At 27.8% G+C, this 23,446-nt stretch carries 23 protein-coding genes and 1 pseudogene; 20 read left to right on the top strand and 4 right to left on the bottom strand.

The window, feature by feature from the left end; all coding sequences use genetic code 11:
* The first annotated feature begins 42 nt into the window (after positions 1-42).
* The 13 genes from CDLVIII_RS26790 (at position 43) to CDLVIII_RS29535 (ending at position 14,787) form a co-directional block, all read left to right on the top strand.
* The gene (locus CDLVIII_RS26790; protein ID WP_009172621.1) at positions 43-603 is read left to right on the top strand and encodes a hypothetical protein; all 561 of its coding nucleotides are present in this window, start codon (positions 43-45) and stop codon (positions 601-603) included.
* A gap of 14 nt (positions 604-617) precedes the next feature.
* Positions 618-3,965, top strand: coding sequence for a DEAD/DEAH box helicase family protein (locus tag CDLVIII_RS26785; protein ID WP_009172620.1), 3,348 nt, complete (start codon positions 618-620; stop codon positions 3,963-3,965).
* 544 nt (positions 3,966-4,509) lie between these two features.
* On the top strand, positions 4,510-4,872 hold the full coding sequence (locus CDLVIII_RS26780; RefSeq protein ID WP_009172619.1) for a hypothetical protein: 363 nt from the start codon (positions 4,510-4,512) through the stop codon (positions 4,870-4,872).
* A gap of 398 nt (positions 4,873-5,270) precedes the next feature.
* Positions 5,271-6,272, top strand: a complete 1,002-nt coding sequence (locus CDLVIII_RS26775) for a hypothetical protein (protein ID WP_009172618.1) — start codon at positions 5,271-5,273, stop codon at positions 6,270-6,272.
* Between the two features lie 34 nt (positions 6,273-6,306).
* Entirely contained in the window at positions 6,307-6,624 is a 318-nt protein-coding gene (locus tag CDLVIII_RS26770; RefSeq protein WP_009172617.1) for a hypothetical protein, read from the top strand.
* 20 nt (positions 6,625-6,644) lie between these two features.
* A complete protein-coding gene (locus CDLVIII_RS26765; protein WP_009172616.1) occupies positions 6,645-6,944 on the top strand; it encodes a hypothetical protein in 300 nt (99 codons plus the stop codon).
* Positions 6,945-7,226: 282 nt separating this feature from the next.
* A complete protein-coding gene (locus CDLVIII_RS26760; protein WP_035301942.1) occupies positions 7,227-7,448 on the top strand; it encodes a hypothetical protein in 222 nt (73 codons plus the stop codon).
* A gap of 120 nt (positions 7,449-7,568) precedes the next feature.
* Entirely contained in the window at positions 7,569-8,294 is a 726-nt protein-coding gene (locus tag CDLVIII_RS26755; RefSeq protein ID WP_009172615.1) for a hypothetical protein, read from the top strand.
* Between the two features lie 55 nt (positions 8,295-8,349).
* Positions 8,350-8,559, top strand: coding sequence for a hypothetical protein (locus CDLVIII_RS26750; RefSeq protein ID WP_009172614.1), 210 nt, complete (start codon positions 8,350-8,352; stop codon positions 8,557-8,559).
* A 30-nt stretch (positions 8,560-8,589) separates the two neighbouring features.
* Positions 8,590-9,408 (top strand): hypothetical protein, encoded by an 819-nt coding sequence (locus CDLVIII_RS26745; protein ID WP_009172613.1) that lies wholly within the window; start codon positions 8,590-8,592, stop codon positions 9,406-9,408.
* Between the two features lie 220 nt (positions 9,409-9,628).
* Positions 9,629-13,444, top strand: coding sequence for an Ig-like domain-containing protein (locus CDLVIII_RS29540; RefSeq protein WP_009172612.1), 3,816 nt, complete (start codon positions 9,629-9,631; stop codon positions 13,442-13,444).
* Between the two features lie 245 nt (positions 13,445-13,689).
* Positions 13,690-14,085: a hypothetical protein gene (locus CDLVIII_RS26725; protein ID WP_009172611.1), complete on the top strand. Its 396-nt coding sequence runs from the start codon at positions 13,690-13,692 to the stop codon at positions 14,083-14,085.
* A 24-nt stretch (positions 14,086-14,109) separates the two neighbouring features.
* Positions 14,110-14,787: an NPCBM/NEW2 domain-containing protein gene (locus tag CDLVIII_RS29535; protein WP_009172610.1), complete on the top strand. Its 678-nt coding sequence runs from the start codon at positions 14,110-14,112 to the stop codon at positions 14,785-14,787.
* A gap of 55 nt (positions 14,788-14,842) precedes the next feature.
* On the opposite strand, the pseudogene CDLVIII_RS29530 reads toward CDLVIII_RS29535, so the two are convergent.
* Positions 14,843-15,487, bottom strand: a pseudogene (locus CDLVIII_RS29530) (hypothetical protein); the annotation flags it as partial.
* Positions 15,488-15,775: 288 nt separating this feature from the next.
* On the opposite strand from CDLVIII_RS29530, the gene CDLVIII_RS30310 reads away from it, so the two are divergent.
* The 3 genes from CDLVIII_RS30310 to CDLVIII_RS26705 all read left to right on the top strand — a co-directional run bounded on the left by CDLVIII_RS30310 (position 15,776) and on the right by CDLVIII_RS26705 (position 17,018).
* Positions 15,776-15,934, top strand: coding sequence for a Spo0E family sporulation regulatory protein-aspartic acid phosphatase (locus CDLVIII_RS30310; RefSeq protein WP_009172608.1), 159 nt, complete (start codon positions 15,776-15,778; stop codon positions 15,932-15,934).
* A 140-nt stretch (positions 15,935-16,074) separates the two neighbouring features.
* On the top strand, positions 16,075-16,542 hold the full coding sequence (locus CDLVIII_RS29525) for a helix-turn-helix transcriptional regulator (RefSeq protein ID WP_009172607.1): 468 nt from the start codon (positions 16,075-16,077) through the stop codon (positions 16,540-16,542).
* Positions 16,539-17,018 (top strand): hypothetical protein, encoded by a 480-nt coding sequence (locus CDLVIII_RS26705; RefSeq protein WP_009172606.1) that lies wholly within the window; start codon positions 16,539-16,541, stop codon positions 17,016-17,018. The genes CDLVIII_RS29525 and CDLVIII_RS26705 overlap by 4 nt, the downstream gene beginning before the upstream one ends.
* 111 nt (positions 17,019-17,129) lie before the next feature.
* On the opposite strand, the gene CDLVIII_RS26700 is transcribed toward CDLVIII_RS26705, so the two are convergent.
* The gene (locus CDLVIII_RS26700; RefSeq protein ID WP_009172605.1) at positions 17,130-17,462 is read right to left on the bottom strand and encodes a helix-turn-helix transcriptional regulator; all 333 of its coding nucleotides are present in this window, start codon (positions 17,460-17,462) and stop codon (positions 17,130-17,132) included.
* Between the two features lie 165 nt (positions 17,463-17,627).
* Here CDLVIII_RS26700 and CDLVIII_RS29520 point away from each other — a divergent pair, with 165 nt between their 5' ends.
* Positions 17,628-18,386 carry a cell wall-binding protein gene (locus CDLVIII_RS29520; RefSeq protein ID WP_009172604.1) on the top strand — a complete coding sequence of 253 codons (759 nt, stop codon included), beginning with the start codon at positions 17,628-17,630 and terminating at the stop codon, positions 18,384-18,386.
* 111 nt (positions 18,387-18,497) lie between these two features.
* On the top strand, positions 18,498-19,205 hold the full coding sequence (locus tag CDLVIII_RS29515) for a hypothetical protein (RefSeq protein ID WP_050816299.1): 708 nt from the start codon (positions 18,498-18,500) through the stop codon (positions 19,203-19,205).
* A 552-nt stretch (positions 19,206-19,757) separates the two neighbouring features.
* Here CDLVIII_RS29515 and CDLVIII_RS26685 read toward each other — a convergent pair.
* Both CDLVIII_RS26685 and CDLVIII_RS26680 read right to left on the bottom strand, forming a co-directional pair.
* On the bottom strand, positions 19,758-20,054 hold the full coding sequence (locus CDLVIII_RS26685; protein ID WP_009172602.1) for a hypothetical protein: 297 nt from the start codon (positions 20,052-20,054) through the stop codon (positions 19,758-19,760).
* A 1-nt stretch (position 20,055) separates the two neighbouring features.
* Positions 20,056-20,391, bottom strand: a complete 336-nt coding sequence (locus CDLVIII_RS26680; protein WP_009172601.1) for a hypothetical protein — start codon at positions 20,389-20,391, stop codon at positions 20,056-20,058.
* Between the two features lie 207 nt (positions 20,392-20,598).
* Between CDLVIII_RS26680 and CDLVIII_RS26675 the strand changes: the two genes are divergently transcribed.
* Together CDLVIII_RS26675 and CDLVIII_RS26670 are read left to right on the top strand one after the other, a co-directional pair.
* Complete coding sequence (locus tag CDLVIII_RS26675) at positions 20,599-21,519, top strand: DUF3991 and TOPRIM domain-containing protein (protein ID WP_009172600.1); 921 nt, start codon at positions 20,599-20,601, stop codon at positions 21,517-21,519.
* Between the two features lie 733 nt (positions 21,520-22,252).
* Positions 22,253-23,365, top strand: a complete 1,113-nt coding sequence (locus CDLVIII_RS26670; RefSeq protein WP_009172599.1) for a hypothetical protein — start codon at positions 22,253-22,255, stop codon at positions 23,363-23,365.
* Positions 23,366-23,446: the final 81 nt, after the last annotated feature.

The raw sequence follows: 23,446 nt of genomic DNA, 5'->3' as shown, positions 1-23,446 counted from the left end.
CGGTATTTTAAAGGAAAGTTATATTAAATGAGGTGAAAATAAATGATGAGAGATGAATTTAAATTTATGGTTGATGAAGATATTAAAGATATTGAAGAATTGATAGATAACGAAAAGTATACAAATGAATATTATAAAGAAATTGTATCAAGATATCATAGTTATATTGATAAGTTTGGGGAGGGATTATATAGTTATTTCCATGAATCTGGATTTTATGATGATGTAAACGGAGAAAGTTTAAAGCATAATTTAATAGTAATAAAAAATAAATTAATTGCATTTAGAGCATATGGATATTCAAACAATGAACAAAAGCCAGATACTAAAATAACTTTGTCTAATAGTAATAGTAATATAAATCAAATTAATATAAACATTAATTTTGAAGATGCAAGAAAAAAGGTAGAGAATATGACATCTTTAAGTGAACTCGAAATTCAAGAAATTTTAGACAAAATAAATTATATAGAGGGTATTGTGAAATCGGATGATAGAAAAACCAAGAAGTGGGAAAGTTGTAAATCTGTAATTAAGTGGATAGCAGATAAAGGTGTTGATGTTGGAACAACATTATTACCACTTTTATTGAAAATTAACTAAATGAGGTGGTAAAATTGTGTACTAACTTTGAGTTTTTAAAAGATAAAAAGGAATTTAATAGTTTTTCAAATTCTTGTATTGAAGCAGAAAAAAGCATATTAGTAAGTCCGGCTACTTGTGCAATTTTAAGTAGAAGAGCTTTAGAACTTGCTGTAAAATGGGTATATTCATATGATGAAGACTTAAATTTACCTTATCAAGACAATATAAGCAGTTTAATTCATAATAATAGTTTTGTAGAGCTTATTGATAGTGAAATGTTACCAATGCTTAAGTTTGTTATTAAGCTTGGTAATGTAGCAGTACATACAAGTTCCAATATATCAAGGGAAGAAGCAATTCTTTCTTTACATAACTTATATCAATTTATAAACTGGATTGATTATTGTTATAGTGCTGATTTTAAAGAGAAAGAGTTTGATGAAGAAGTTCTGCTAAAGGGAGAAGAAAAAAGGACAAGACCAGAAGAGCTTAAGGATTTATATGAAAAATTAAGCTCAAAAGACAAAAAGCTTGAAGAAATTATTAAAGAAAATGAAAACTTAAGAAAAGAGCTTACACAAAAGAGAAAAGATAATACCGAAAATTACGATTTTAATATAGATGAAATAAGTGAATTTAAGACAAGAAAGATTTATATAGATGTTGAACTTAAACTTGCAGGATGGGACTTCAAAAAAGATGTAGGTGAAGAAGTTGAACTTTTTGGTATGCCTAATAGTGCTGAAAAAGGATATGCTGATTATGTCCTATATGGTGATAATGGTAAACCAATAGCTATTATAGAAGCCAAGAGGACAAGCAAAGACCCTAAAATTGGACAGCAACAGGCTAAATTATATGCAGATTGCTTAGAAAAACAATATAATCAAAGACCAGTAATATTCTTTACGAATGGATTTGAAAGTTATATATGGGATGATTATAATGGATATTCTGAGAGAAGAGTTTATGGTTTCTTTAAGAAAGATGAACTTCAATTAATGATTGATAGAAGAAGCAGTCGAAAGGGATTAAGGGATGTTAAGATAAAGGAAATAATATCAAATAGATATTATCAAAAGGAAGCTATTACAGCAGTATGTGAGTCGTTAGAAAGAAGACAAAGGAAATTATTATTAGTTATGGGGACAGGTACAGGTAAAACAAGAACTGCTATATCTATAGTTGATGTTTTATCAAGACACAACTGGATTAAGAATGTCCTATTCTTGGCAGACAGAACTGCATTAGTAAAGCAAGCTAAAAATAATTTTTCTAAGTTACTGCCAGATTTAGCGTTATGTAATTTACTTGATAATAGAGATAATCCAGAAGAAGCAAGAATGATATTTTCGACTTATCCTACAATGATGAATGCTATTGATGATACAAAGTCTAAAGATGGAAAAAGATTATTTACATGTGGGCATTTTGATTTAATTATTGTTGATGAGTCTCATAGAAGCATTTATAAAAAATATAAGGCTATATTTGATTATTTTGATGCCTTTTTATTAGGTCTTACAGCGACTCCAAAGGATGAAATAGATAAGAATACTTATACTATTTTTGATATGGAAAATGGGGTACCTACATATGCATATGAACTTAAAAAGGCAGTAGAAGATGAATATCTTGTTGATTATAGGACTATAGAAGTTAAGTCTAAAGTAATGGAAGATGGAATCAAGTATGATGAATTGTCAGATGAAGATAAAGAAGAATATGAAGAAAAGTTCGATGATGATGAAAATATTGGAGAAGAAATTAGTAATACTGCTATAAATGAATGGTTATTCAATGCTAACACAATAGATTTGGTAATCAATAAGCTAATGGAAAAAGGAATAAAAATAGAAGGTAATGAGAAAATAGGAAAAACTATTATATTTGCTAAAAATCATAAACATGCAGAAGCGATAAAAGAAAGATTGGATGTAGTATGTAAAGAATTTGGAACGCATTTTTCAAAAGTAATAGATAATAAGGTAAACTATGTTGAAACCTTAATTGATGATTTTTCAGATAAAAATAAAGAACCTCAGATAGCTATTAGTGTGGATATGCTTGATACGGGCATAGATATTCCTGAAATATTAAATCTTGTTTTCTTTAAGAAGGTAAGGTCTAAGACTAAGTTTTGGCAAATGATAGGCAGAGGAACTCGTCTTTGTCCAGATTTATTAGGAATAGGTCAAGATAAAAAGGAGTTTTTAATTTTTGATTTCTGCAATAACTTTGATTTCTTTAGGGCTAATCCAAAAGGATATGACGGAAATTTAGGGCAAACTCTAAGTGAGAGAATATTTAATTTAAAGATAGATTTGATAAAAGAACTTCAAGATATAAGATATGATGAAGAAGAGTATAGAAAACATAGAAGTGAATTATTAGAAGAAGCAGTGAAGGCAATTAATACTCTTAATGAAGATAATTTTAGAGTTAGAATGAATTTATATTATGTCCATAAGTATAAGAATAAGCAAGAATGGGAAAATCTTGGAGCAGTAAGTACTAAGGATATAAAAGAAAATATCTCGCCACTTATAACTTCATTAAAAGATGATGAACTTGCGAAGAGATTTGATTTAGTAATGTATCTTATTGAGCTTGCAAATCTTCAAGGAAATAATGCGATAAGACCTATAAAAAGTGTTATAGATACAGCAGAGCAGTTATCTAAGCTTGGAACGATACCTCAAGTTCAAGAACAAAAATACATAATTGATAAGGTAAGAACAGAAGAATTTTGGGAAGATGTTGATATCTTTGAACTTGATGAAGTAAGACTGGCTTTGAGGGAATTATTGAAGTACTTGGAAAAAGAAAATCAAAAGCCATATTATACTCATTTTGATGATTTTATTATTAAAGAAGAATCAAATGAAGCCATGTATAATGCTAATAACCTTAAAAATTATAGGAAAAAGGTGGAGTATTATTTAAAAGAACACGAAAATGAGCTTGCTATATATAAGCTCAGAAATAATAAGCAATTAACTAAACAGGACTTGAAGACTCTTGAAACTATTATGTGGACTGACCTTGGAACACAAGCTGATTATGAAAAAGAATTTGGTAAAATGCCAATTACTAAGTTAGTAAGGCAGTTGGTTGGTTTAGATAGAACCGCGGCCAATGAACTTTTTTCACAATTTTTAAACAATCAGTCATTGAATTCTAAGCAAATACACTTTGTAAAATTAATTGTAGACTATGTAGTTAAGAATGGTCTTATAGATGATAATAAACTATTGCAACAGGAGCCATTTAGAAACGTTGGAAGCATAGTTGAGTTGTTTAAAGATAATATGGATGATGCAAGAAATATTATGGGAATAATAGCGGACATAAAGAAAAATGCAGAAGTAATTATATAAGCATTATATACTTTCATAATAAAATGAGAAAAGTTTTTTGGAGATGAATTGGGTAGAGAAATGTATGCAAAATTGAAGTAGAACATAAAAAGGTTCTAAAGATTGGAAATATATAAGATAGTTAGTCCATAAAAGTTTAACTGAACTCTTTGGTATACAATATATATTTATAGAATAGCAACATTTTTACAGGATATTGTATACCTTTTTGTGTTTTAAACAGATGTTTATATAAAAAATACCAAGAAATTATCACAAACCAATAAGAATTTATGTCAGTAATAAAAAAAGAATTGACAAGCTATGTTTATAAAATATATTATTAATACATAATTTAATAAAAAACTTGTGATAACTGATTTTATTTATAAGTTTTGTGTTTTTTAATACGCACTATAAGTGCGTTAAAAAATAAAAATACAAAATTCATAAATGAAATCAGTTTTTTTATTGGTCTTTGAAAATCGAACAGCGTTAATGGTCTACGCCGAGGCTATAGGGGCTATTAAGCACAAGAGATTAAAAATAGAGGAGGAATTCTTAGATGATACTAATTAATTCAGCAGGCTTTGAATTGAAAGATGGATTTAAAAATGAGACTAAGTCTGAAGTAATAGATAAGATAAAAAGAAAATTTAATAAAAATGAAATAACTTTGCTAATATTGACTACAGATTCATTTATATTTAGTGAGAATGGTGAAAGAAATAAAGAGATTTTAATAAACTCATTATATGATTATGCAATACTAACTGGAGGAGTTGAAGACAGTTTTATAGAGAAATTAACAGCTCTAAAGGAAAATGAAGTAACAAATCTAATACAAATAATTTTTGAATGTAATAAGGAAAAAATGCTAATGGAAAAAAGAATTGGTGAAGTAATAAGTGAAATACTTGGAGTATAAGAAATAAAAAGGGCTAAAAATACAATAATTATATTATGTGATAAATTTATAAAAAAATACTAAAAAAGGCTTGATTTATGTTATAAACAGTGTATAATATAATACATAAATTTAAAAAAGTAATTACTTAAGTGATTACTTTTTTACAAGCTATTTAAAAATTTAAAATCGTTAAAGGTTTATTTTGTATAATTATGTAACGTTTATGTTATAGTAAAAAAGGTTTATTTAATTAAAGGTAAAGATTGTCCTAAGTGATGTCTGCCTATAATAAATAGACCTTTTTTTTATTTTAAAGTTAGCTACACATGTTTAGTTGATACCTCCATGAAAAGGATATTTTATATGGATTAGAACAAAATTTCTAATCAAAAATTAAAAATTTCGGAGGATACAAAATGAAAAAGATAATAATTACAAACAAATTTAAAGGACACATGGTAGCACATAAAAAGGAGTTTCTTGAACCATTTGAAAATCTTATAAAAGAATTTGAAATGAGTAAGGAATTTCAAAAATTAGAAGATGATTTTTGTAAAATAACTTTTAACTTTAACAGAGCTATAGGATTTAATAGAGTTATTAATATAGGGGTAAATGAGAAAGCTATTTATGCAAAAAGAATAGGCAGAGAGATATATTCTAAGTTTGTAAAAAGAAAAGAACTTGGAGTTAAAACATCCAAAGTAGTATTTATTTTAAATAAGAATAAGAGAGAAGAAGATTCATATTTTCTAATAACAATGTTTCCGGGAGAAGAATGTGAGAAAGAGCCAGAGGATAGAGGTATTAAGGATATTTCAGAATTAGAGAAGTGCTTAAATTTCTGGAGAAATAGAGCATTTATATATGATGAATACTTAATTGACATAAATACAATTAGGTATTCTATGCCATATAAGGAACTATATAAAAAATTAAATACAAAGAAAGCATTACAAGAATTTAAATTTGAAGATTTTAACGAAATGTTTGAGGATTATTTTAAATTTTTAGATGAGAACAATTTAAATGAAAAGGTATCTAATTCACCAATGAATATAAATATATTGCCAGAGATATATTACATGTTGTTATGGAGAGACCCACTTAATATAGGCACTGAAGCTATATTTAATATTTTCCATTTGGGATTATTTAAAAAACTTGGATATTGTGAAGACAAAGATGTTAATGAATGGATTAATAAACAAAGTAGAGAAGAATATTATAAGATAATTGCTGATATATTATCAGAACAAAATGAATTAATGGATATAAATGTTATATTTAAAGGTGCAGGTAGATATGATATAGCATTAGTAGAAAGAAAAAATGGGGTAGAATTATGTGTTATGAAAGTAGAAGATATCATGTTAACCTTTGATACTACATTAAAAAATTATGAAGAGAACATTTGAGAAGTATAATATTGAGAAGCTGGAGGATTTAAAAATGATGTTCATGAAAAAAGAGAGAGTTAATAAATTTAGAATAAATCTTGGGGCAATAGGAAGAGAAGAGAGAGAAAATATATTTATTGATGTTGAATATAATTATATAAAAGATAATAAGGTTAAAGTTGGTTATTCAATAGGTATCTATGGGTGTGGAATGATAAGCTATGTTGTAGGCTATGAGATTGATGTGAACTTAGATGAAGATATAGAAGAAGTTTTATTTGATGAGGCAAAAAGACTGCATGAAAATGGCTATTTTTATTCGGCGTTGGAGCTGTTCTATGAAGAGTTAGATTATTTAGAAACAATGTAAGTCAATGGGAGGAATTTCAGATGAATGAAATATATAAGAAAGATTATATAAAAAATATAGGACAAGGTATTAAAAGATTAAAGGAAAAGGGTAAGTATTACTTGTTAATCACTGAATTAGAAAGATGCGGTAGTTTTAATGATTTTGAGATAGTTATATCTCATATAAGCTATTATTACTTTACTGAATATAAGGAATATTTGATTAGTAATTTAGAATATATAGAAATGATGGAAATGGCAGAGGATATTAAAAAAAGAAAGGAAATTATAAACAATATTATTATATATTCATGTCTTGGTAGTAAAGAAAAAGTTTAATCGTAAACTGATAATAATGTTAATTGCTGAGAATTAGATAAGATAGCAAACGTGACAGCATAGTTTTATGTTGTCATGTCTCTATTAATTTAACATTGTAATTAGAAAGAATATATTTTTATTAAATTTAAAAAATGTATTGACAAGCTATTATAAATAATATATTATAAATCCATAATTTAATTAAAACTGTTAAAGCCAGTTTTGTTTAGAAATTTTTATAGTAATTGAATATGGTGAAACAAAAAAGTTTCAAATGATTTTTTTAATGATGCACAACCAGTGCGTCTAAAACAAAAAATCACCATAAACAATAAAAACTATAAAAACAAGATTTCTAAACAAAACTGGCTTTTTTGCTCTTTGAAAATTGAAAATAGAGAAAAGATTGACTTCCAAGAACTTCAGAAGGTAGAGGCCTTAGGCAATACGAGAGCAGATGAAAGGAGGTGGTGTGTTGGAAAAGGAAGTGTTTTAGAAGAATTAGTTACTGAAAAATTATAGATTCGAGGTCTAATCAGTATAATAAATAAAATGAATTAGGAGTATTTAAAAATACTATTGTTAAAAGCAAATTAGATTTAATTATAGATAAATAAAAGGATTGAAATTGGAGGAGATGAAATGAGTAAGTTTGAAGAAAATCCTTTAAATACTATTAATGGAATAATATTTACAGATAAGGCTGTAAAAGCTTTATCTGAGATTAAGATAGATGAACTGAATGATAAGGAGTTAAGGAGTATCTTAAATAAAGCAGAACATGATGAGAAGATAATAATAGCTGATTCTCAAAATGCTGTATGGACTAAAGAGGACATGAAAGCCGTATGTTATACGGAAGATATGAATGACTTGTATAAAATAGAAGAATTGAAGTTATATATAGCTCAATATCCACCTATGGAAGGAGGGTACAATTTATATGGTCAATTTGGAGATACGTCTGAGTTCTTAAGAAACTACTTGATGATAATTGATTATAGCGACGAAAAATCCTGCAACCGAATTTTTGAAGACAATTTAAACCATATACTTTGGTATGACAAGGATAATGAGCTTAAAGAAGCTGTAGATAATCAATTAAAAAAAGTGAAAAATGATATTTTAGAAGATGAGGTATTGATAATTCAAGGAAAAACATTTGATTCATTGGAAGCACAGATAGAAATATTTGTAGGTTCTAAAGAAGAGTATGAATTTATGGGGATAGCTTATGGCAAGAGGGTTTATAGAATTAAGGATAAGCTCTACTATTTAAGCACTGATTCAAGAAGATATGAGGGTATTTATTATTGGATATTACAAGAGCTTGGACGAAAGGGATATAAATATTTTAGAAATATATGATTAAAAAGGTAAGTAAGTAAAAGTATAAATTATAGAAAAGGAATTGATATAAATTATGAGAAGATGGAATGAAGAGAATGCAGGGAGTTTTCTTTGGGAAATGACAAATGGAAAAGTAACTGATTTCTATGGAGTTGGGGATATTGAAGAAATGTCCAAATCAATAGCTATTTTTATTAATGCTATGGCAGAGGATGCTAATATCGATGTTAAAGAAATTATGGATAATATAAATGATGAATTAGGGAAGAAAAAAGAAAATTAAACCAAATATAGAAAAGGGAAGGTGTATTATATGGCAGGCGTTTATGGATTTATAAAAAATGGAGTAAAAAAAATAGGATACAAACATTGTGATTCTTATCTTTATGACTTAGGAGCTAATATTGCTAAATTTATTAATGAAACAACTAAAGAAGAAATGGAAGAAATATTTGAAAAAATAATTCTTGTAGATAACGGTACAGAAGCAACTGATGAGCAAATTAAGAAGTGTGAAAAATGGTTTCAGCCAATACACGGTAGAGAAAAATCTAATTGGTATAATTTACTAAGATTAACGCAAGGAAATTTATTTTTATACAAAGAGGGAAAACTTGAGTATATGTTTAATGGGGAAGACCTGTATGTAGAATATAAATATATAATAAATCTTGATAATAATGAATTTGAAATTTATGAAACTGATTTTAAGACTAAAGAGGAGAAAATGATTGGAATTTATTCATTAGATAAGGTTAATGAAAGTGATATTAAAGACTTATACGAAATTCGATTAGAAGAAGAGAAGATGAGAGAGTTAGCTAAAAAAGAAGAAGAGAGAGTTGAAAAAGAAGAAAAAGAGAGAATGTTATCAGAAAAGATTGAGGAGTTAAGTCAAGATGAAGAGTTTATGAGATATTATCATAGTGAATTATCTTCAAATACGGTAAAAGAAGATTATATAGAATTCTATATGAGATTTGTGATGGCAGGTCTAATTCATATAGAAGAATTAGATAATATAACTGATGCAAAAGAAAGAAAAGGTATATTGTCAAAAAAAATTAATGAAATGCATGAAAAGGAAATGATGCGTAGCTGTATATCTAAATATACTGGTATTGAATTATAAACGATTATAGTAAGGAAAGTTATTTATTTAAGTTAGCGATAAAAAATGCGGTAGTGATGATATTACCGTATTTTTTTATTATATACTTTATGCTTTTAGAATATAAAATAATTGCTTTAAGCATTAATAAAATGTTAATATATTCTTACAAAGTAAATTTAATGTTTATAAGTAAAATACATAGTTTTTAATAAGGGAAATTACTAAGGGGGATGAAATAATGAATTTTTTGAGTAAGAAGGCGAGATTAGATTTAGTTGCAAAAACACTAATAGTAACATCTATTTTAGGGTCAGGTTCGTACATAATACTTAATGATACTACAGTGACTGCTTATGCTACAACTACTTCAAGTAATAAGGAATTAGTTAAAGCAAAGATACTTAATGACTTATTAGCTTATAAGACAGATATAACTTTTTCTACAGATGAATATACATCTTATAGTATAGGTACAGATTCAACTGCTGACCCACAACAAGCATATTTTGAAGTATTATATGAACATCCAGAAATATTTTGGACTTCACAAAGTGTGTTAGGGGTTACTAATACTGATGGAAGTGGAAATAAGACATATACATTATATGTAAACAATCTTTATTCAGATTCAGACATTACTGCTAAAAAGGCAGAATTAGATTCAAAAATAAATGACATTGTTAGCAAGTTTACTTCTTATGATGATTTGAGGAAAGTATATGAAATACATGACTACGTTAATGCAAATGTTACTTATGACCACGCTTTAGCAACTGCAACACCACCTGCATCATCTATTGACCCCCATACAGATTTAAGCGGTTATATAGCTGACACAAGACAAATAACCCAAAATAATGCAAATTATTATGAAGTACACAGTCTTTATGGAGCTGTAGTAAATGGAGATGCTGTTTGTGAAGGTTATGCTAAGTTTGCTAATACATTATTAACAAAAAGTGGTATAGAAGCAAATATTATAGTAAGTGCTTCTCATGCATGGAACTATGTAAATGTTAACGGAAATTATTATCAATTAGATACAACATGGGATGACCAAAGTGATGATAAGACATTAACTCCTTACAAGTATTTTAATATTACAAATAACGAAATGTTAGAGGATACAACTGCTAATAAGACGCTTCATAATGCAACATCTTATGTTCCAAACTGTACAGACACTACTTTTGACAACATTTTCAGAACAGTTGGCAGTAACAATATTATTCAAGGTAAAAATGTAATGAGGGTTGATGATAAACTATATTATTTAGATGATTCAGGTACTATTTATTCTTATAATTTAGATGGAACAAATCAAGCAATTATCAGAAGTCCAAAGAGTGGAGATTTAATTATATATAATTTAATGGAATATGACGGAAGTTTATACTACTTAAGTTATAAAACAGATGCAAATTACACTTATTTAATGGAAATAAATAAAATAGATTTATCAGCTAATACTGATACTCCAGTTCTTAATATAAATGATGGATTTGGTCTTACTAATGGTAGCTTACCAAATATATCTTTTTATATTGATAACAATAATTTTGTAGTGACATCAGACGGAACTACAAAAAAATTCCCTATTAGTATAATTAAAGCTTCGGGAATTACTATTTCAGGAACAAACAGTATTAATGTTAAGGGTGGAACAACACAACTTACTGCAACTGTAACACCTAACAACACAACAGACAAGACTGTAACTTGGTCATCAAGTGATGAAAATATAGCAACTGTAGACGCTAATGGTTTAGTTACAGCTAAAGCAGATGGAGCGGTAGTTATTACTGTTAAAACAAATGATGGTAGTAACGTTCAAAATACCTACAATGTTAGTATTTCTGGACAAACCGATGTTAAGACTACAGGAATTACTATTGATGGAACAGATACAATTACAGCCCAAAATGGTACAACACAACTTACTGCAACTGTAAATCCAAGTGATGCTACTGATAAAACTGTAACTTGGTCTTCAAGCGATAATACTATTGCAACTGTAGACTCTAATGGTTTAGTTACAGCTAAATCAGATGGTAGTGTAGATATTACAGCTACAGCTAATGATGGAAGTGGTATTAGTTCAACTAAAACTATTAGTGTTAGTGGACAAACTGTTGTAACTCCACCTACTGATGTTAAGGTAACAGGAATAAGTATTTCTGGAAATGATACAATTTCAACTAAAGACGGTACAACACAACTTACTGCAACTGTAAACCCATCTAATGCTACTGACAAGACAGTAACATGGACTTCAAGTGATAATACGATAGCAACAGTAGATTCTAATGGTTTAGTAACAGCTAAAGCAGATGGTAGTGTAGATATTAAGGCTACAGCTAATGATGGAAGCAATATTAGTTCAACTAAAACTATTAGTGTTAGTGGACAAACTGTTGTAACTCCACCTACTGATGTTAAAGTAACAGAAATCACTATTTCTGGTGGAAGTAGCATTAGTACTAAGGGAGAAACATTAACTCTTACAACTGATATAAATCCAAGTGATGCTACAGATAAATCAGCAACATGGACATCAAGTGATGATACCATTGCTACCGTAGATAATAACGGTGTAGTAACAGCTAAAGCAGATGGAAGTGTAGATATTACAGCTACAGCTAATGATGGAAGCAATATTAGTTCAACTAAAACTATTACGGTTAGTGGACAATCTGTTGTAACTCCGCCTACTGATGTTAAGGTAACAGGAATTACTATTTCTGGTGGAAGTGGCATTAGTACTAAGGGTGGAACAACTCAACTAATAGCTAATGTATCACCAAGTAATGCTACTGATAAAACAGTAACATGGTCTTCAAGTGATAATAGTATTGCTACAGTAGATTCTAATGGCTTAGTTACAGCTAAAGCAAATGGAACAGTAATTATTAAGGTTAAAGCAAACGATGGAAGCGGAATAGAATCAACTAAAACTATAAATATTAGTGGCCAAACAACTACAATACCAGTGACAAATGTTAATGTAACTGGAATAACTATTTCTGGAAGTGATAATATTAGCACTAAGGGAGGTACCTTAAATCTTACATGCAATGTAGCACCAAGTAATGCAACCAATAAAACAGTAACATGGACTTCAAGTGATAATACTATAGCAACTGTAGACGCTAATGGCTTAGTTACAGCTAAAGGAAATGGAAGCGTTACTATTACAGCTACAGCAAATGATGGAAGTAATATTAATTCAATTAAGACTATTACAATTAGTGGACAAATTACAAATACTGATTCAGTATTGAAGTCAGTTTCTATATCAGGGACAGAAGAAGTAGGACATACGCTAAAGTCAAAAATAAGCTATGATGGAGCTAAACCGTCAGTAGAATATCAATGGCAAAGAGCTTCTACTAAATATGGAGATTATAGTGATATTAGCGGTGCGACAGATGATACCTATAAGTTAAAGAGTAGTGATAAAAATAAGTATATAAGATTAGTAGTTACAACAAATATTAATGGAAGCACCTATACTGTCGAAGATACTACAGGAAAGATTGATACAGCTTCATCAAGTGATAACAGTTCATCAGATACTACAACTTCATCATCAGACAGCAATTCGTCTACAACAAGTAATACTAATGACACAGTTGTATTAAGACCATCAACTTCAAATAATACATATGGTAATATGGGACCTATAATACCAACTAATGAATCACCAAGTGGTGCAAGTATAGTTAGTTCAAGTAATAATATAAGTAATGTTAATTCACTGGCTTATGGAAGATTCACAAATCCTGCTGGACATCCAGTAAGCGGTTGGTTAAATTCAAATGAGAGCTGGTATTACTTGGATAATGATGGATATGTTAAAACAGGTTGGATTCAAGATAATGGAAAGTGGTATTATTTAAATACTGCTACAGATACAACTCGTGGGACAATGAAAACAGGCTGGTTACAAGATACAGATGGAAAATGGTACTATCTAAATTCAGATGGTTCAATGGCAATCAATATAATTGTAGATGGATATACATTAGGTAATGATGGTGCTTGGATAGGATAATATAAGGCAAATGGAATAAAAAAATTTAAAATTATAACATATATAATGGAAAGAACTTAAAAGTACATTTATATGTATATGTCATGATAGAAAATGCAGTAGTAGCTATATTATTGCATTTTTTATTATAGCAATGTTAACTTTAAGCGTATAAAATAATTGCTTATAGCATATAAAAAGTGGTAATATATTCTTGTGAATTAAATACTTAAAGTGAAAAAATTATCAAAAGGAAGGGAGTAATAATGGGGTATATAAAAAGAATCTTTAGATTCTACAGCATAAAATATTTTCTTGAAAGTTATGCAGTTGCAATATTTTTATGCTTTTTGTATTTTAATGGGAGAAGTGGCAGAGGAGTATTAGTTTCAGCAGAAAATTTGCCAGAACTATTGTTTTTAATTTTTTCTACTTTGTTGTATCCGTTTGGAAAAGCGACTTATCTATATTTAAAAGATTCACTTACACCAGAAGGAACTGTGTATTTTGGATATGTAGTAGTAATATTTATAGGTAAATTCATTATGTCAATGATACTTTATGGGCTTGCTATACCGCTTGGAATAATAAATATTTTAATTATAGTCTTAAAGTATAGAAAAGCGAAAGAAGTAAATGATTCGATTGATTGGTATGAATAAAAATTATAAGGGGATGTATGTATAATGAAAAAAATAAGATTAACAAAAATAATAGCGAGTTCATTAGTAATAGCATCAGTAATAGCTCTAAATCCTATAGGAGCAAGTGCAGAATGGAAACAGGATGGTACAGGAAAGTGGTATTCAATAGGAAATTCATGGGCTACAGGATGGTATCCTATTGATGGAAGTTTTTATTATTTTAACAGTAGCGGATATATGGTAATTAATTCAAGTATTGATGGTATGGAATTAGGTAGTGATGGTAAATGTAAAATACCAACTAATCAATCTACTTCAAGTATAAGTGGAACAGCGATAAGTCCATATGAAGTTGACTATGGAAATAAATATGATGGAACTACAAGTAAAAAGTTTACAATGTCTGGAGTTGCCTATACACAAGGATTTTCTTTAAATGCAGGTGGATATGCATTATTCAATTTAGGAGGACAATATAATACTATTAAAGTAAGAATTGGACATATAGATGACTCTTGGAATGGTAAAGTTGCATTAACAATATATTTAGATGGGCAACAAAGTCAACAAATTGAATTAAGTAATGATGATATTTCAAAGGTAGTCACAATACCTGTAAATAAAGCAAATCAAATGAAAATAGAAAGTAAAGAAGAATTGAATGGTTATCATGGTGGATTTGGAGAATTCTCTGGATTCAATAATATGGTAGGTTATTAATTATAATAGAGAAGAAAAAAGATAGAGTAATGAAAAGTACTCTATCTTTTTTAAATTATTTTATTGATATGTATATTTGTGAATTACCGCCATTGTATAATAATAATGTTTTTCCATCAAAAGAATAAGAATTTTGTTGAACTCCTGAACTCATAAAATTTTGTACTATAGAATATACTTCATCCGTCTTATCAGGGAAAATCATATTTAAAATAGCCTTAAAATCATTTGTTGTTTCAGAGTCATTTTTAAGGATATTCATTTTTATTGCGTTGTCATCAATTTCTGAAATAGCAATTTGATAGTTTACATAACCACCAATTACATCGTGATAATCTTTACCATAAGGACTTAATAATAATCCTGCATTATAGTCTACAAACTTATAATCTCTTTTTAAAATATCTCTTATTTCAGATGCAGTCTTACCTTTTGTATAGGTTGAACTTGATGCTGTAGAGACCCAAGCGCCATTACTACCTAAATAGTAACCCCAGATAGTTGTATCATGTGCCATAGAGCCATCAGAATTTAAGTAATACCAAGCTCCAGAATCTTGAACCCAACCTGTTTGCATTGTTCCGGTGGAAGGGTTAAGGTAATACCATTTACCACTATCTTGAATCCAGCCAGTTTTTGCTAAGTTATTTTGATAATAGTACCAATTGCCATTAGATTGCTCCCAGCCTGTGGTAACTGCATATGCAGTTTGTCCCAATGCTCCAGCAATTATTAAAGCTAAAGCGCAAGATATAATCCCATTTCTCTTAAACATTATTATGTACCCCCTTAAAATATATGTTTCACTATATAAACTAAATATACTGCCATTTGGACTACATTACAATATTAGGGAAAAGGCTCTAAGCTGATTTAGCTTAAGATTACTCGTTTATGCTTATAGCATATTAAATAATTGCAAGGAGAATAAAATATTAGTAATCTATGTATAATATATAAAATAAATGAAAGGATAGATTATACTAAGGTGGATTATAGAGAGATAAATGAGAAGATTGATGAACTTAGAGATGTTCTAAATATACTAATGGATGGAGATTATAGAGAGAATTATGAAAACATATTGGAGTTAAGCCTTAAATTGGATAACCTAATTGCTGAGTGTTACAAAATGAAAGGCAATTAATAAAAAAATCAAAAAATAGCGATTATAAAAACTAAAAAAGTTATAAAAGTTATTGTAAGTGTATAACATAATATAAATGCAATTAAAGAAAGGGGTTGTGAGTGAATATGCAACATTGTTAAGCAGGAGTAGTGATAGGAGTGGATGAAAAGTATGAAGGAATAAATTTAGGAGAATTTTTGAGAAAATTGCGTATTGATAAGGGTAAAACCATAAATAGTATGCAAAATGAAACTGGAATCAGTAAAAGTTATTTAAGCAAATTGGAAAATAATACTAAAGATAATCCAAGTCTTGATATACTTAAAAAGTTATCAAATTATTATAATATACCTTTTCAAGTATTTCAGAATTTGTGTGGTTTTAATACTGGATTAGAAGATGGACAAGTTAAAGACATAAGCGAATTGGTAATTAATTTAGAGTACTTATTCGCCAATATACAAGTTGACATAGAATTTAAGTTATTATTTAAAAATTTTATCATCTTTCTTGAAAATATTATTAGTAGTAAAGAAGCAGGTAGAGCGGAAGAATTTAAAGTGTTGGAGTTGCTGGATGAACTTAAATGTAAATTAGATAAGTTGAGTAGAGAGAAAATAATATGACCGAGAACAACGTTAATAACGAATTCTTATTTTCAATGTATGTCAAAAACAACTATATTGAAAAACTCGAAAAGATTTTAGACATTAGAATTAAGAATATTGAAGTATCTCAAAAAAGTAATCGAATGAGCATGCAAGGAATAAGTTTAGATGAACAAGAAATAAAGATTAGTTGGCAGTTAGATAATGACTTTAAAAAACAAATTATAAGGATTCAGAATCTGATAGTGTTTGCCTCTAATAATAAAAAAACTATTATTATATATGGAGCTTTTGAATTTGACGAGTCAATTAATCAAGAGTTAATGCAAGATATCACGTTTTTTAATGATAAAAATATCAAATTAGTAATCCTAAAAATAAATCACGAATGTCTGGCTATAATATCAAATAAAAAGTTAGACAATCCTTTTGTTAATAATCCCTTTGTGAGTAAAAAAGAGATAACGGTTTATAATAAAAATTATAAAAAATAGATAATAGCTAATATACCATCCCCCAGTGTAAATTAGTTTATATCTAACATAATATTCAAAGTGTATCCCGAGTTAAATATATATACAAAGACCAGAAGTAAAATTCTGGCCTTATTTTTTTAGGTTTGGAATTATAGTATTAAGTATTTCATCTATAACTTTCAATTCTCTTTTAGAATTTAAAGTGTTAATTTTTTCTATTATAGATTCTTTGTCCACTTTAATGCTGTCATTGCCATAAATTAAATAATCTAATGAGATATTAAGTACAGAAGCTATTTTACATATAACAGCCAATGAACCTTGTCTATCAGACCTTTCGAGCTGTGTAAGATATACATTTGATATGCCCACTGATTCAGCTAACTGGTCTCGAGTCATATTATTTTTTTCACGTTCTAATTTAATTCTCTTTCCCATTTCAATAAAATTTATATCATTCACTTAAATCCCACCTTATAATATATACTTTACAGTTAAGCAGTTTAAACTGGAATAAACGTTAAGCATATAAAAAATATGCTTATTGCATAGAAGAGGATAAGGTGCTAAAATATAATTGGATTATAAGAGAATAATTTGAAATAATTAGAAAAGGTGGGGTGAATAATGAGAAGAAAATACATAGCTATGTTTTTAGTATTGGGGATTCTAACAACCATAGTACTACCGGTTAAAGAGGTATTAGCTTCAGATACAAAAGCATCGTCTACATCAAATAAATCTTTAAATACTACTATTACTGCCGATGGTTGGAAAAGCGAAAGTGGTGCATGGTACTATTTAAAAAATGGTGCTAAAGCAACTGGATGGATTCAAGATAGTGGTAAATGGTATTATCTTGGAACTGATGGTAAAATGCAAGTTGGATGGATTCAAGATGGTGGAAACTGGTATTACCTAAATGGTGATGGAAGTATGGCTCATGATACAACTGTTGGAGATTATTATTTAGGTAGTAACGGAGCTTGGACTACATCTTCTACATCAAGTTCTTCAGGCAGTGCTACTGGTATTTCTTATACTGAACTTATGAATAGAATTGATTCATTAGGATTTATAGATAAAAAATATTATTCCACATCTGAAGTTGGAGATATAGCTGGTTATGATTGGGATTGGAAAAATACTATGTGCGGTGGTATAAGTGTGTATGATAAAGGCGGATTTGTAGTTCAACTTCGTAAAAATAACTCAGAATTTCATAGCGCTGTATTACAAATATTTAATTGGTTATTGCCAACACAAGGTAGTGAATTAGACCATATTCTTGCTACTAATCCACAGAATGAAACTTTGACTATGGATGGAAGAACTGTTCAAATAATCATGTATGCAGATGCTATAAATGTTGTTATAACTGGATAAGATTAAGAACTTTGCTCTTAGGACGCTTTGCTTAAGACGTTACACTTATGTGCAGGAGTAAAGGATAAAATTAAATTATATAAATATTTACAGGTAAAGGGTGAGAAAATAGTGAAAATAAGATACATAGCTATGACATTAGCTGTAATGTCATTAATAATATTAACACCAAATAAAAATGCATATGCTTCAAGCTACTGGACTCAAAAAAATGGAAGCTGGTACTACCTTAGCGATAGCTCTAAAATTATGACTGGATGGATTCAAGATAGTGGTAAATGGTATTATCTTGGTTCTGATGGTAAAATGCAAGTTGGATGGATTCAAGATGGAGGCAACTGGTATTACCTAAATGGTGATGGAAGCATGGCTCATGATACAACTGTTGGAGGTTATTATTTAGGTTCTAATGGAGCTTGGACTACTGCTTCTGCATCAAGTTCTTCAGGAAGTGCTACTGGTATTTCTTATGATGAACTTAAGAATAGAATGGAAAGTTTAGGATTTATTGATAAAGAATATTATACAGCATCAGATATTGGTGAGGATTCAGGAGCTTATGGATGGTATTGGAAGAATACTATGTGTGGGACTGCGAGTGTGTATGATAATGGAGGATTTATAGTACAGCTTCGTAAAAATAATTCAGAGTTCCATAGTGCTGTAGTGCAAATATTTAATTATTTGCTTCCAACTCAAGGTAATGAATTAGATAAAATTCTTTCTACAAATCCTCAAAATGAAACCTTAACTATGGATGGCAGAACTGTTCAAATAATCATGTATGCAGATGCAATTGACGTAAAAATAACAGGCTAAAAAACTATATATTATATAGTAAATGAAATAATAGGCAAAAAAAAGAACTAAGTTTTAACCGGCTTGGTTCAATGATAGGACGCTTTGCTTAAAGGGGCATGGACTTAGTAATAGAAGAAGAGAACTTGGTTTAAAGACTGGGTTCTTTTTTATATAAAGCAAGCACTTTATGTAATATGCATAAAAATTAATTAATATTGTTTTTAATTTTTTTATTAATTGAGGAAATATTTAATAATTAGACATGTTATATGAGGTAATAATAATCTATAGGATAGTATTAATGATAGATGATGCTCTAAATATTATAAAATTAATCCTTATAAGATATTTTATAATATGAAATAATATTTTAATTTATAATATATAACTGATTAATATAAAATTTTGTGAAAATTTATATTAATAAAATCATAGTTATTTACATAATTTGCTGGTAAAATATAATTGAAAAAACAATTACATAAATTAAGCTATTTAAAACAGTAATTACCCTATCTACTGTTTTAAATCAGTAAAAAATAAGAGCAACAATTAATGTGCTCTTATTTGCTATTTAGAATTATTTCTATCTTTTATTGCTTGTTTATGTTTAAGTCTTTCAATAACCTGTTCATTTATATAATTGGCTTTTTCAGGAATACTTAATTTTTCAAAATTATTATTTGAATCTTCCAATACATCTATTAACAAGTCCAATAGCTTATTACTACAATGTACACAGACAGCAATATCAGTATTACCAACCCAATTTCCACCATTATTTATAGTTGTATCACAAAAAAAACATGTTTGAAGACCAAATTCTGTGTTTAATCCTTTAAAATTATTTTCACTTATTTTTGCCATTTTAGCATACCTCCATATGTTTTAATATTGCCAGATTAGTTAGAATTGTAGGCTCAATTTTAACTATCTTATCATTAGAAATTATTAAATATATCAATAGATATCCATTCAAACTATTATTAAAATCATTACTTTTTATAATAATATAATCACTATTAAATTTATTCGCTGTATTTTTAAATGAAAAGTGCGTTTGGTTATCAAAAATTAAATTAATAGAATCTAAAATTTGATTAAGTAATAGTGTATACTTACTGATATCCAATAATTTTGTATCTGTGTTTAGTAATTTGTCATCAAGCTCTTCTTGTATTAAGTATAATTTTTCTTCTATCATGCTATGTTCTCCTGCATCTAATATTTTGTATATTAAATTATAGTAAAATTCATGAATTTTAATTACTAAATAATGCACGATTAAAGGTATGAGCTTTAAATCATAGATAGTACTGAAAATAGTATATATAGTGCACAAAAATTTTTTATTTATCTTATCAAATTTATAGAATATAAAAACTATAAATTTGGAGGAAAAAATAAAAATATGGTACCAATAGAAGATATACAAAAAATAAAAACAATTAATATAAAAAATTTCTTAGAGCAAAGTGAAAAGTTTACTTTTAAAAAAGAAAATAAAGATTATTATAGATGCGAGCAACATAGCTCAATGGTTATAAACACCAATAGTAATTTATATATATGGTATAGCCAAAATCAAAAGGGCGATATTATAAATTGGGCTATGAATAATATAACTAATGGCAATTTCGTAGAAGCTGTAAAATATTTATCTGGGGAAAATTATAATGAATATATTACAAATAATTTAGCAGAAATAAGTAAAAAGTCTACTGGATTAGATGATAATACCCCTTTAGATATCAAATTTAGTAAAAGTATGAAGAATACATTTGCTTATTTAAACAAGACACGATATATAGATAATGCAATAATAAATAAGTTTGTTAAGGAACATTTAATAAAACAAGATGAGAGAGGAAATATAGTATTTCTACATTTAAATGAGCAAGGTGAAATAGTTGGAGCTGACCTAAATGGAACTAATACATATAAAAGGTTCAAAGGAATTGTTGGAAATAGTAATCCTAACTACGGATGGTCAATAAAAGTTGGGGAAGAAGTAAAAGAAATATTTGTATTTGAAGCTCCAATTGATTTAATATCATATTATCAATTGTTTCTTAATGAAATAGATAATGTATTATTATTATCTATATCCGGCTGCGAGAAGATAAAAGTCATAAAAACATATCTAAACATGCATAAAAGTATTGAAGTTATAAAAGTATCTGTAGATAATGATAAAGCAGGAAATCATTGTTTAAATAACATTATTAGCATGTATAGTGATTTCTGTATAATTGATAATAGAGAAGCGTTAAAAGCTAATAATCTAAAGGATTTTAATGAGCTATTAGCAAAAGAGAAAAGTAAACTATAAAAGCAAATGGAAATAAAAAATAATATTAAAAAATTGAGGCTATGAAAATTAATTCAAGCCTTTTATTTTTGATGAAATTTTATGATTGCATTACTTTTAGTTTTGAAATATAGATTTAATTAATTTGGTCAAAAAATAGCTAAAATAGCATTGATTTCAATAGAAAAGGCTAATTTTTAAATGTTTTTTGCTTAAAAATTGATATAAATTCATTATTTTTGATATTGGAGATAAAAGCTAAGGCTATTGCATTAAATTATGATTGAGAGTAACCATAGAAATATAAGAAAGTTTTTTCTTTCCATTCGCTATTGAGTTTATTTTAAGATAAATAAGCTCTAATTTAAAGTATTTTATTGACGTATAGCAAGTAATTTCTATAATTAATGTATGTAAATTAACAGTTTGGGAGATTAATAATACATTTAAATTAATTGATGTATATAGTTAGATAAAAATAAATTACAAAAATAATTTATTTTTATAATGCATTTTGATAAAGCAAAATATGTAATGTTAATATTATCTAACTTATTTATTGTGCATTTTTTACATAGCGTATATTCAGATTATTTTATATACTCAAATATGAGAATAAATATACCTATATAAGCATGAGTTGTAATAAATGAGTCTATTATTTCAAAACAATACAATAGGCTAATTAAAGTTTCAAAATCTAATTTATTATTTTTATTAGGTATTGTTCGGTTTATAAAATAAGGAGTTACAAATGGCTAAAAATAAAGAATTAAATTATGGTGGGCAACTAAACAATAAGACAAAAGATATAGTTGAAAGAATAGGAAAAACAGTAGATATAGAGAATAGATATAAAAAATATTTTGATGAAAATAAGGCTGATATAAAAAAGAAAATAGCATTAAATAAAGAAGTAGGGACTGTAGAAGAGGCTAAGAAATTAATAAAAAAGTTAGATTTTAGAGATGTTTTTGGAATAGAAGTTGAATTATACGATACCTTTAAGTGTGATTTTATAAATGAAGAGATAACAATATATTCTGTAGTTGATACATCAAAAGATGCAGAATATAGATTAAAAGAAGAAGTTAATGAGCTTGAAGGTAAAGAAATAATAGATGAAACTATAGAAGAAAGATTTGGAAAGTACTTTTATAAAATAATAATAAAAGGGGAGCCTGCAATTGCAACAATATATCATAATGATAAAAAGGAAAGTATTGTTCTTAATGTTGGGGGTATTAGTAATGGAGTAACAAGGATATACTATTCTTTAGACATTTTTGATTTGTATCAGATATTTATGCATTGCGATTATTATCAGGCTTTAGGGGGATTATGTGAATTAGCAGATATTAATGTTACAGAGTTAAAGGCTATTAGAGATAAGTATAACGAGAATTTAAATTTTATAAGTGCAGGTATAGAAAAAAGCAAATATCCATATTTATATGAGGTATTGGGAAAACATTTAGTTAAGGTAAGATTAATTTTAGTGGAGAGTGTAAAGAGTATATACACTCATAAACCTGATATTAATAATAGATTGTCATTTTCAGCTTCAATTAGATATTTATCAGAAAGAATGGATATGGGCTTAGCTACGGTACAGAATTGTGTTAGTGCATTTTTATTACTTGGCTTTTTAGAGAAAACAGAAATATCAAAGAGTAATTTTAAAGATATTACATGCTTTTATATTCCAGAATATGATGAAAATTTACTGATAAATGCTGATAAAATAGCTAAAATAATGCTTGATACAGAAGATAATAAGAATAAAATAACAGTTTCAAAATGCAGTGAAAAAGATTGCCTAAACAAGTTTGGAGAAGAAATTACTAAGAAAATATTTAACAGATAAATATAATAGACAGTTAATCATGCAATTTTTATATAGTCAAAAGTTTCCTATAGTGTAATAATATTTTTAATAAGCACTATA

Source organism: Clostridium sp. DL-VIII (assembly GCF_000230835.1).
Classification (GTDB): Bacteria; Bacillota; Clostridia; order Clostridiales; family Clostridiaceae; genus Clostridium.
The sequence above is the reverse complement of the archived record's forward strand: the minus strand, read 5'-3'. Positions and strand labels throughout refer to the sequence as shown.

Bases quoted from the DNA above. Each gene is read 5' to 3' on its own strand.
- CDLVIII_RS26790 (WP_009172621.1), top strand. From the start codon at position 43: ATGATGAGAGATGAATTTAAATTTATGGTTGATGAAGATATTAAAGAT.
- CDLVIII_RS26780 (WP_009172619.1), top strand. From the start codon at position 4,510: ATGATACTAATTAATTCAGCAGGCTTTGAATTGAAAGATGGATTTAAA.
- CDLVIII_RS26775 (WP_009172618.1), top strand. From the start codon at position 5,271: ATGAAAAAGATAATAATTACAAACAAATTTAAAGGACACATGGTAGCA.
- CDLVIII_RS26770 (WP_009172617.1), top strand. From the start codon at position 6,307: ATGATGTTCATGAAAAAAGAGAGAGTTAATAAATTTAGAATAAATCTT.
- CDLVIII_RS26765 (WP_009172616.1), top strand. From the start codon at position 6,645: ATGAATGAAATATATAAGAAAGATTATATAAAAAATATAGGACAAGGT.
- CDLVIII_RS26755 (WP_009172615.1), top strand. From the start codon at position 7,569: ATGAGTAAGTTTGAAGAAAATCCTTTAAATACTATTAATGGAATAATA.
- CDLVIII_RS26750 (WP_009172614.1), top strand. From the start codon at position 8,350: ATGAGAAGATGGAATGAAGAGAATGCAGGGAGTTTTCTTTGGGAAATG.
- CDLVIII_RS26745 (WP_009172613.1), top strand. From the start codon at position 8,590: ATGGCAGGCGTTTATGGATTTATAAAAAATGGAGTAAAAAAAATAGGA.
- CDLVIII_RS29540 (WP_009172612.1), top strand. From the start codon at position 9,629: ATGAATTTTTTGAGTAAGAAGGCGAGATTAGATTTAGTTGCAAAAACA.
- CDLVIII_RS26725 (WP_009172611.1), top strand. From the start codon at position 13,690: ATGGGGTATATAAAAAGAATCTTTAGATTCTACAGCATAAAATATTTT.
- CDLVIII_RS29535 (WP_009172610.1), top strand. From the start codon at position 14,110: ATGAAAAAAATAAGATTAACAAAAATAATAGCGAGTTCATTAGTAATA.
- CDLVIII_RS26705 (WP_009172606.1), top strand. From the start codon at position 16,539: ATGACCGAGAACAACGTTAATAACGAATTCTTATTTTCAATGTATGTC.
- CDLVIII_RS29520 (WP_009172604.1), top strand. From the start codon at position 17,628: ATGAGAAGAAAATACATAGCTATGTTTTTAGTATTGGGGATTCTAACA.
- CDLVIII_RS26685 (WP_009172602.1), bottom strand. From the start codon at position 20,054: ATGGCAAAAATAAGTGAAAATAATTTTAAAGGATTAAACACAGAATTT.
- CDLVIII_RS26680 (WP_009172601.1), bottom strand. From the start codon at position 20,391: ATGATAGAAGAAAAATTATACTTAATACAAGAAGAGCTTGATGACAAA.
- CDLVIII_RS26675 (WP_009172600.1), top strand. From the start codon at position 20,599: ATGGTACCAATAGAAGATATACAAAAAATAAAAACAATTAATATAAAA.
- CDLVIII_RS26670 (WP_009172599.1), top strand. From the start codon at position 22,253: ATGGCTAAAAATAAAGAATTAAATTATGGTGGGCAACTAAACAATAAG.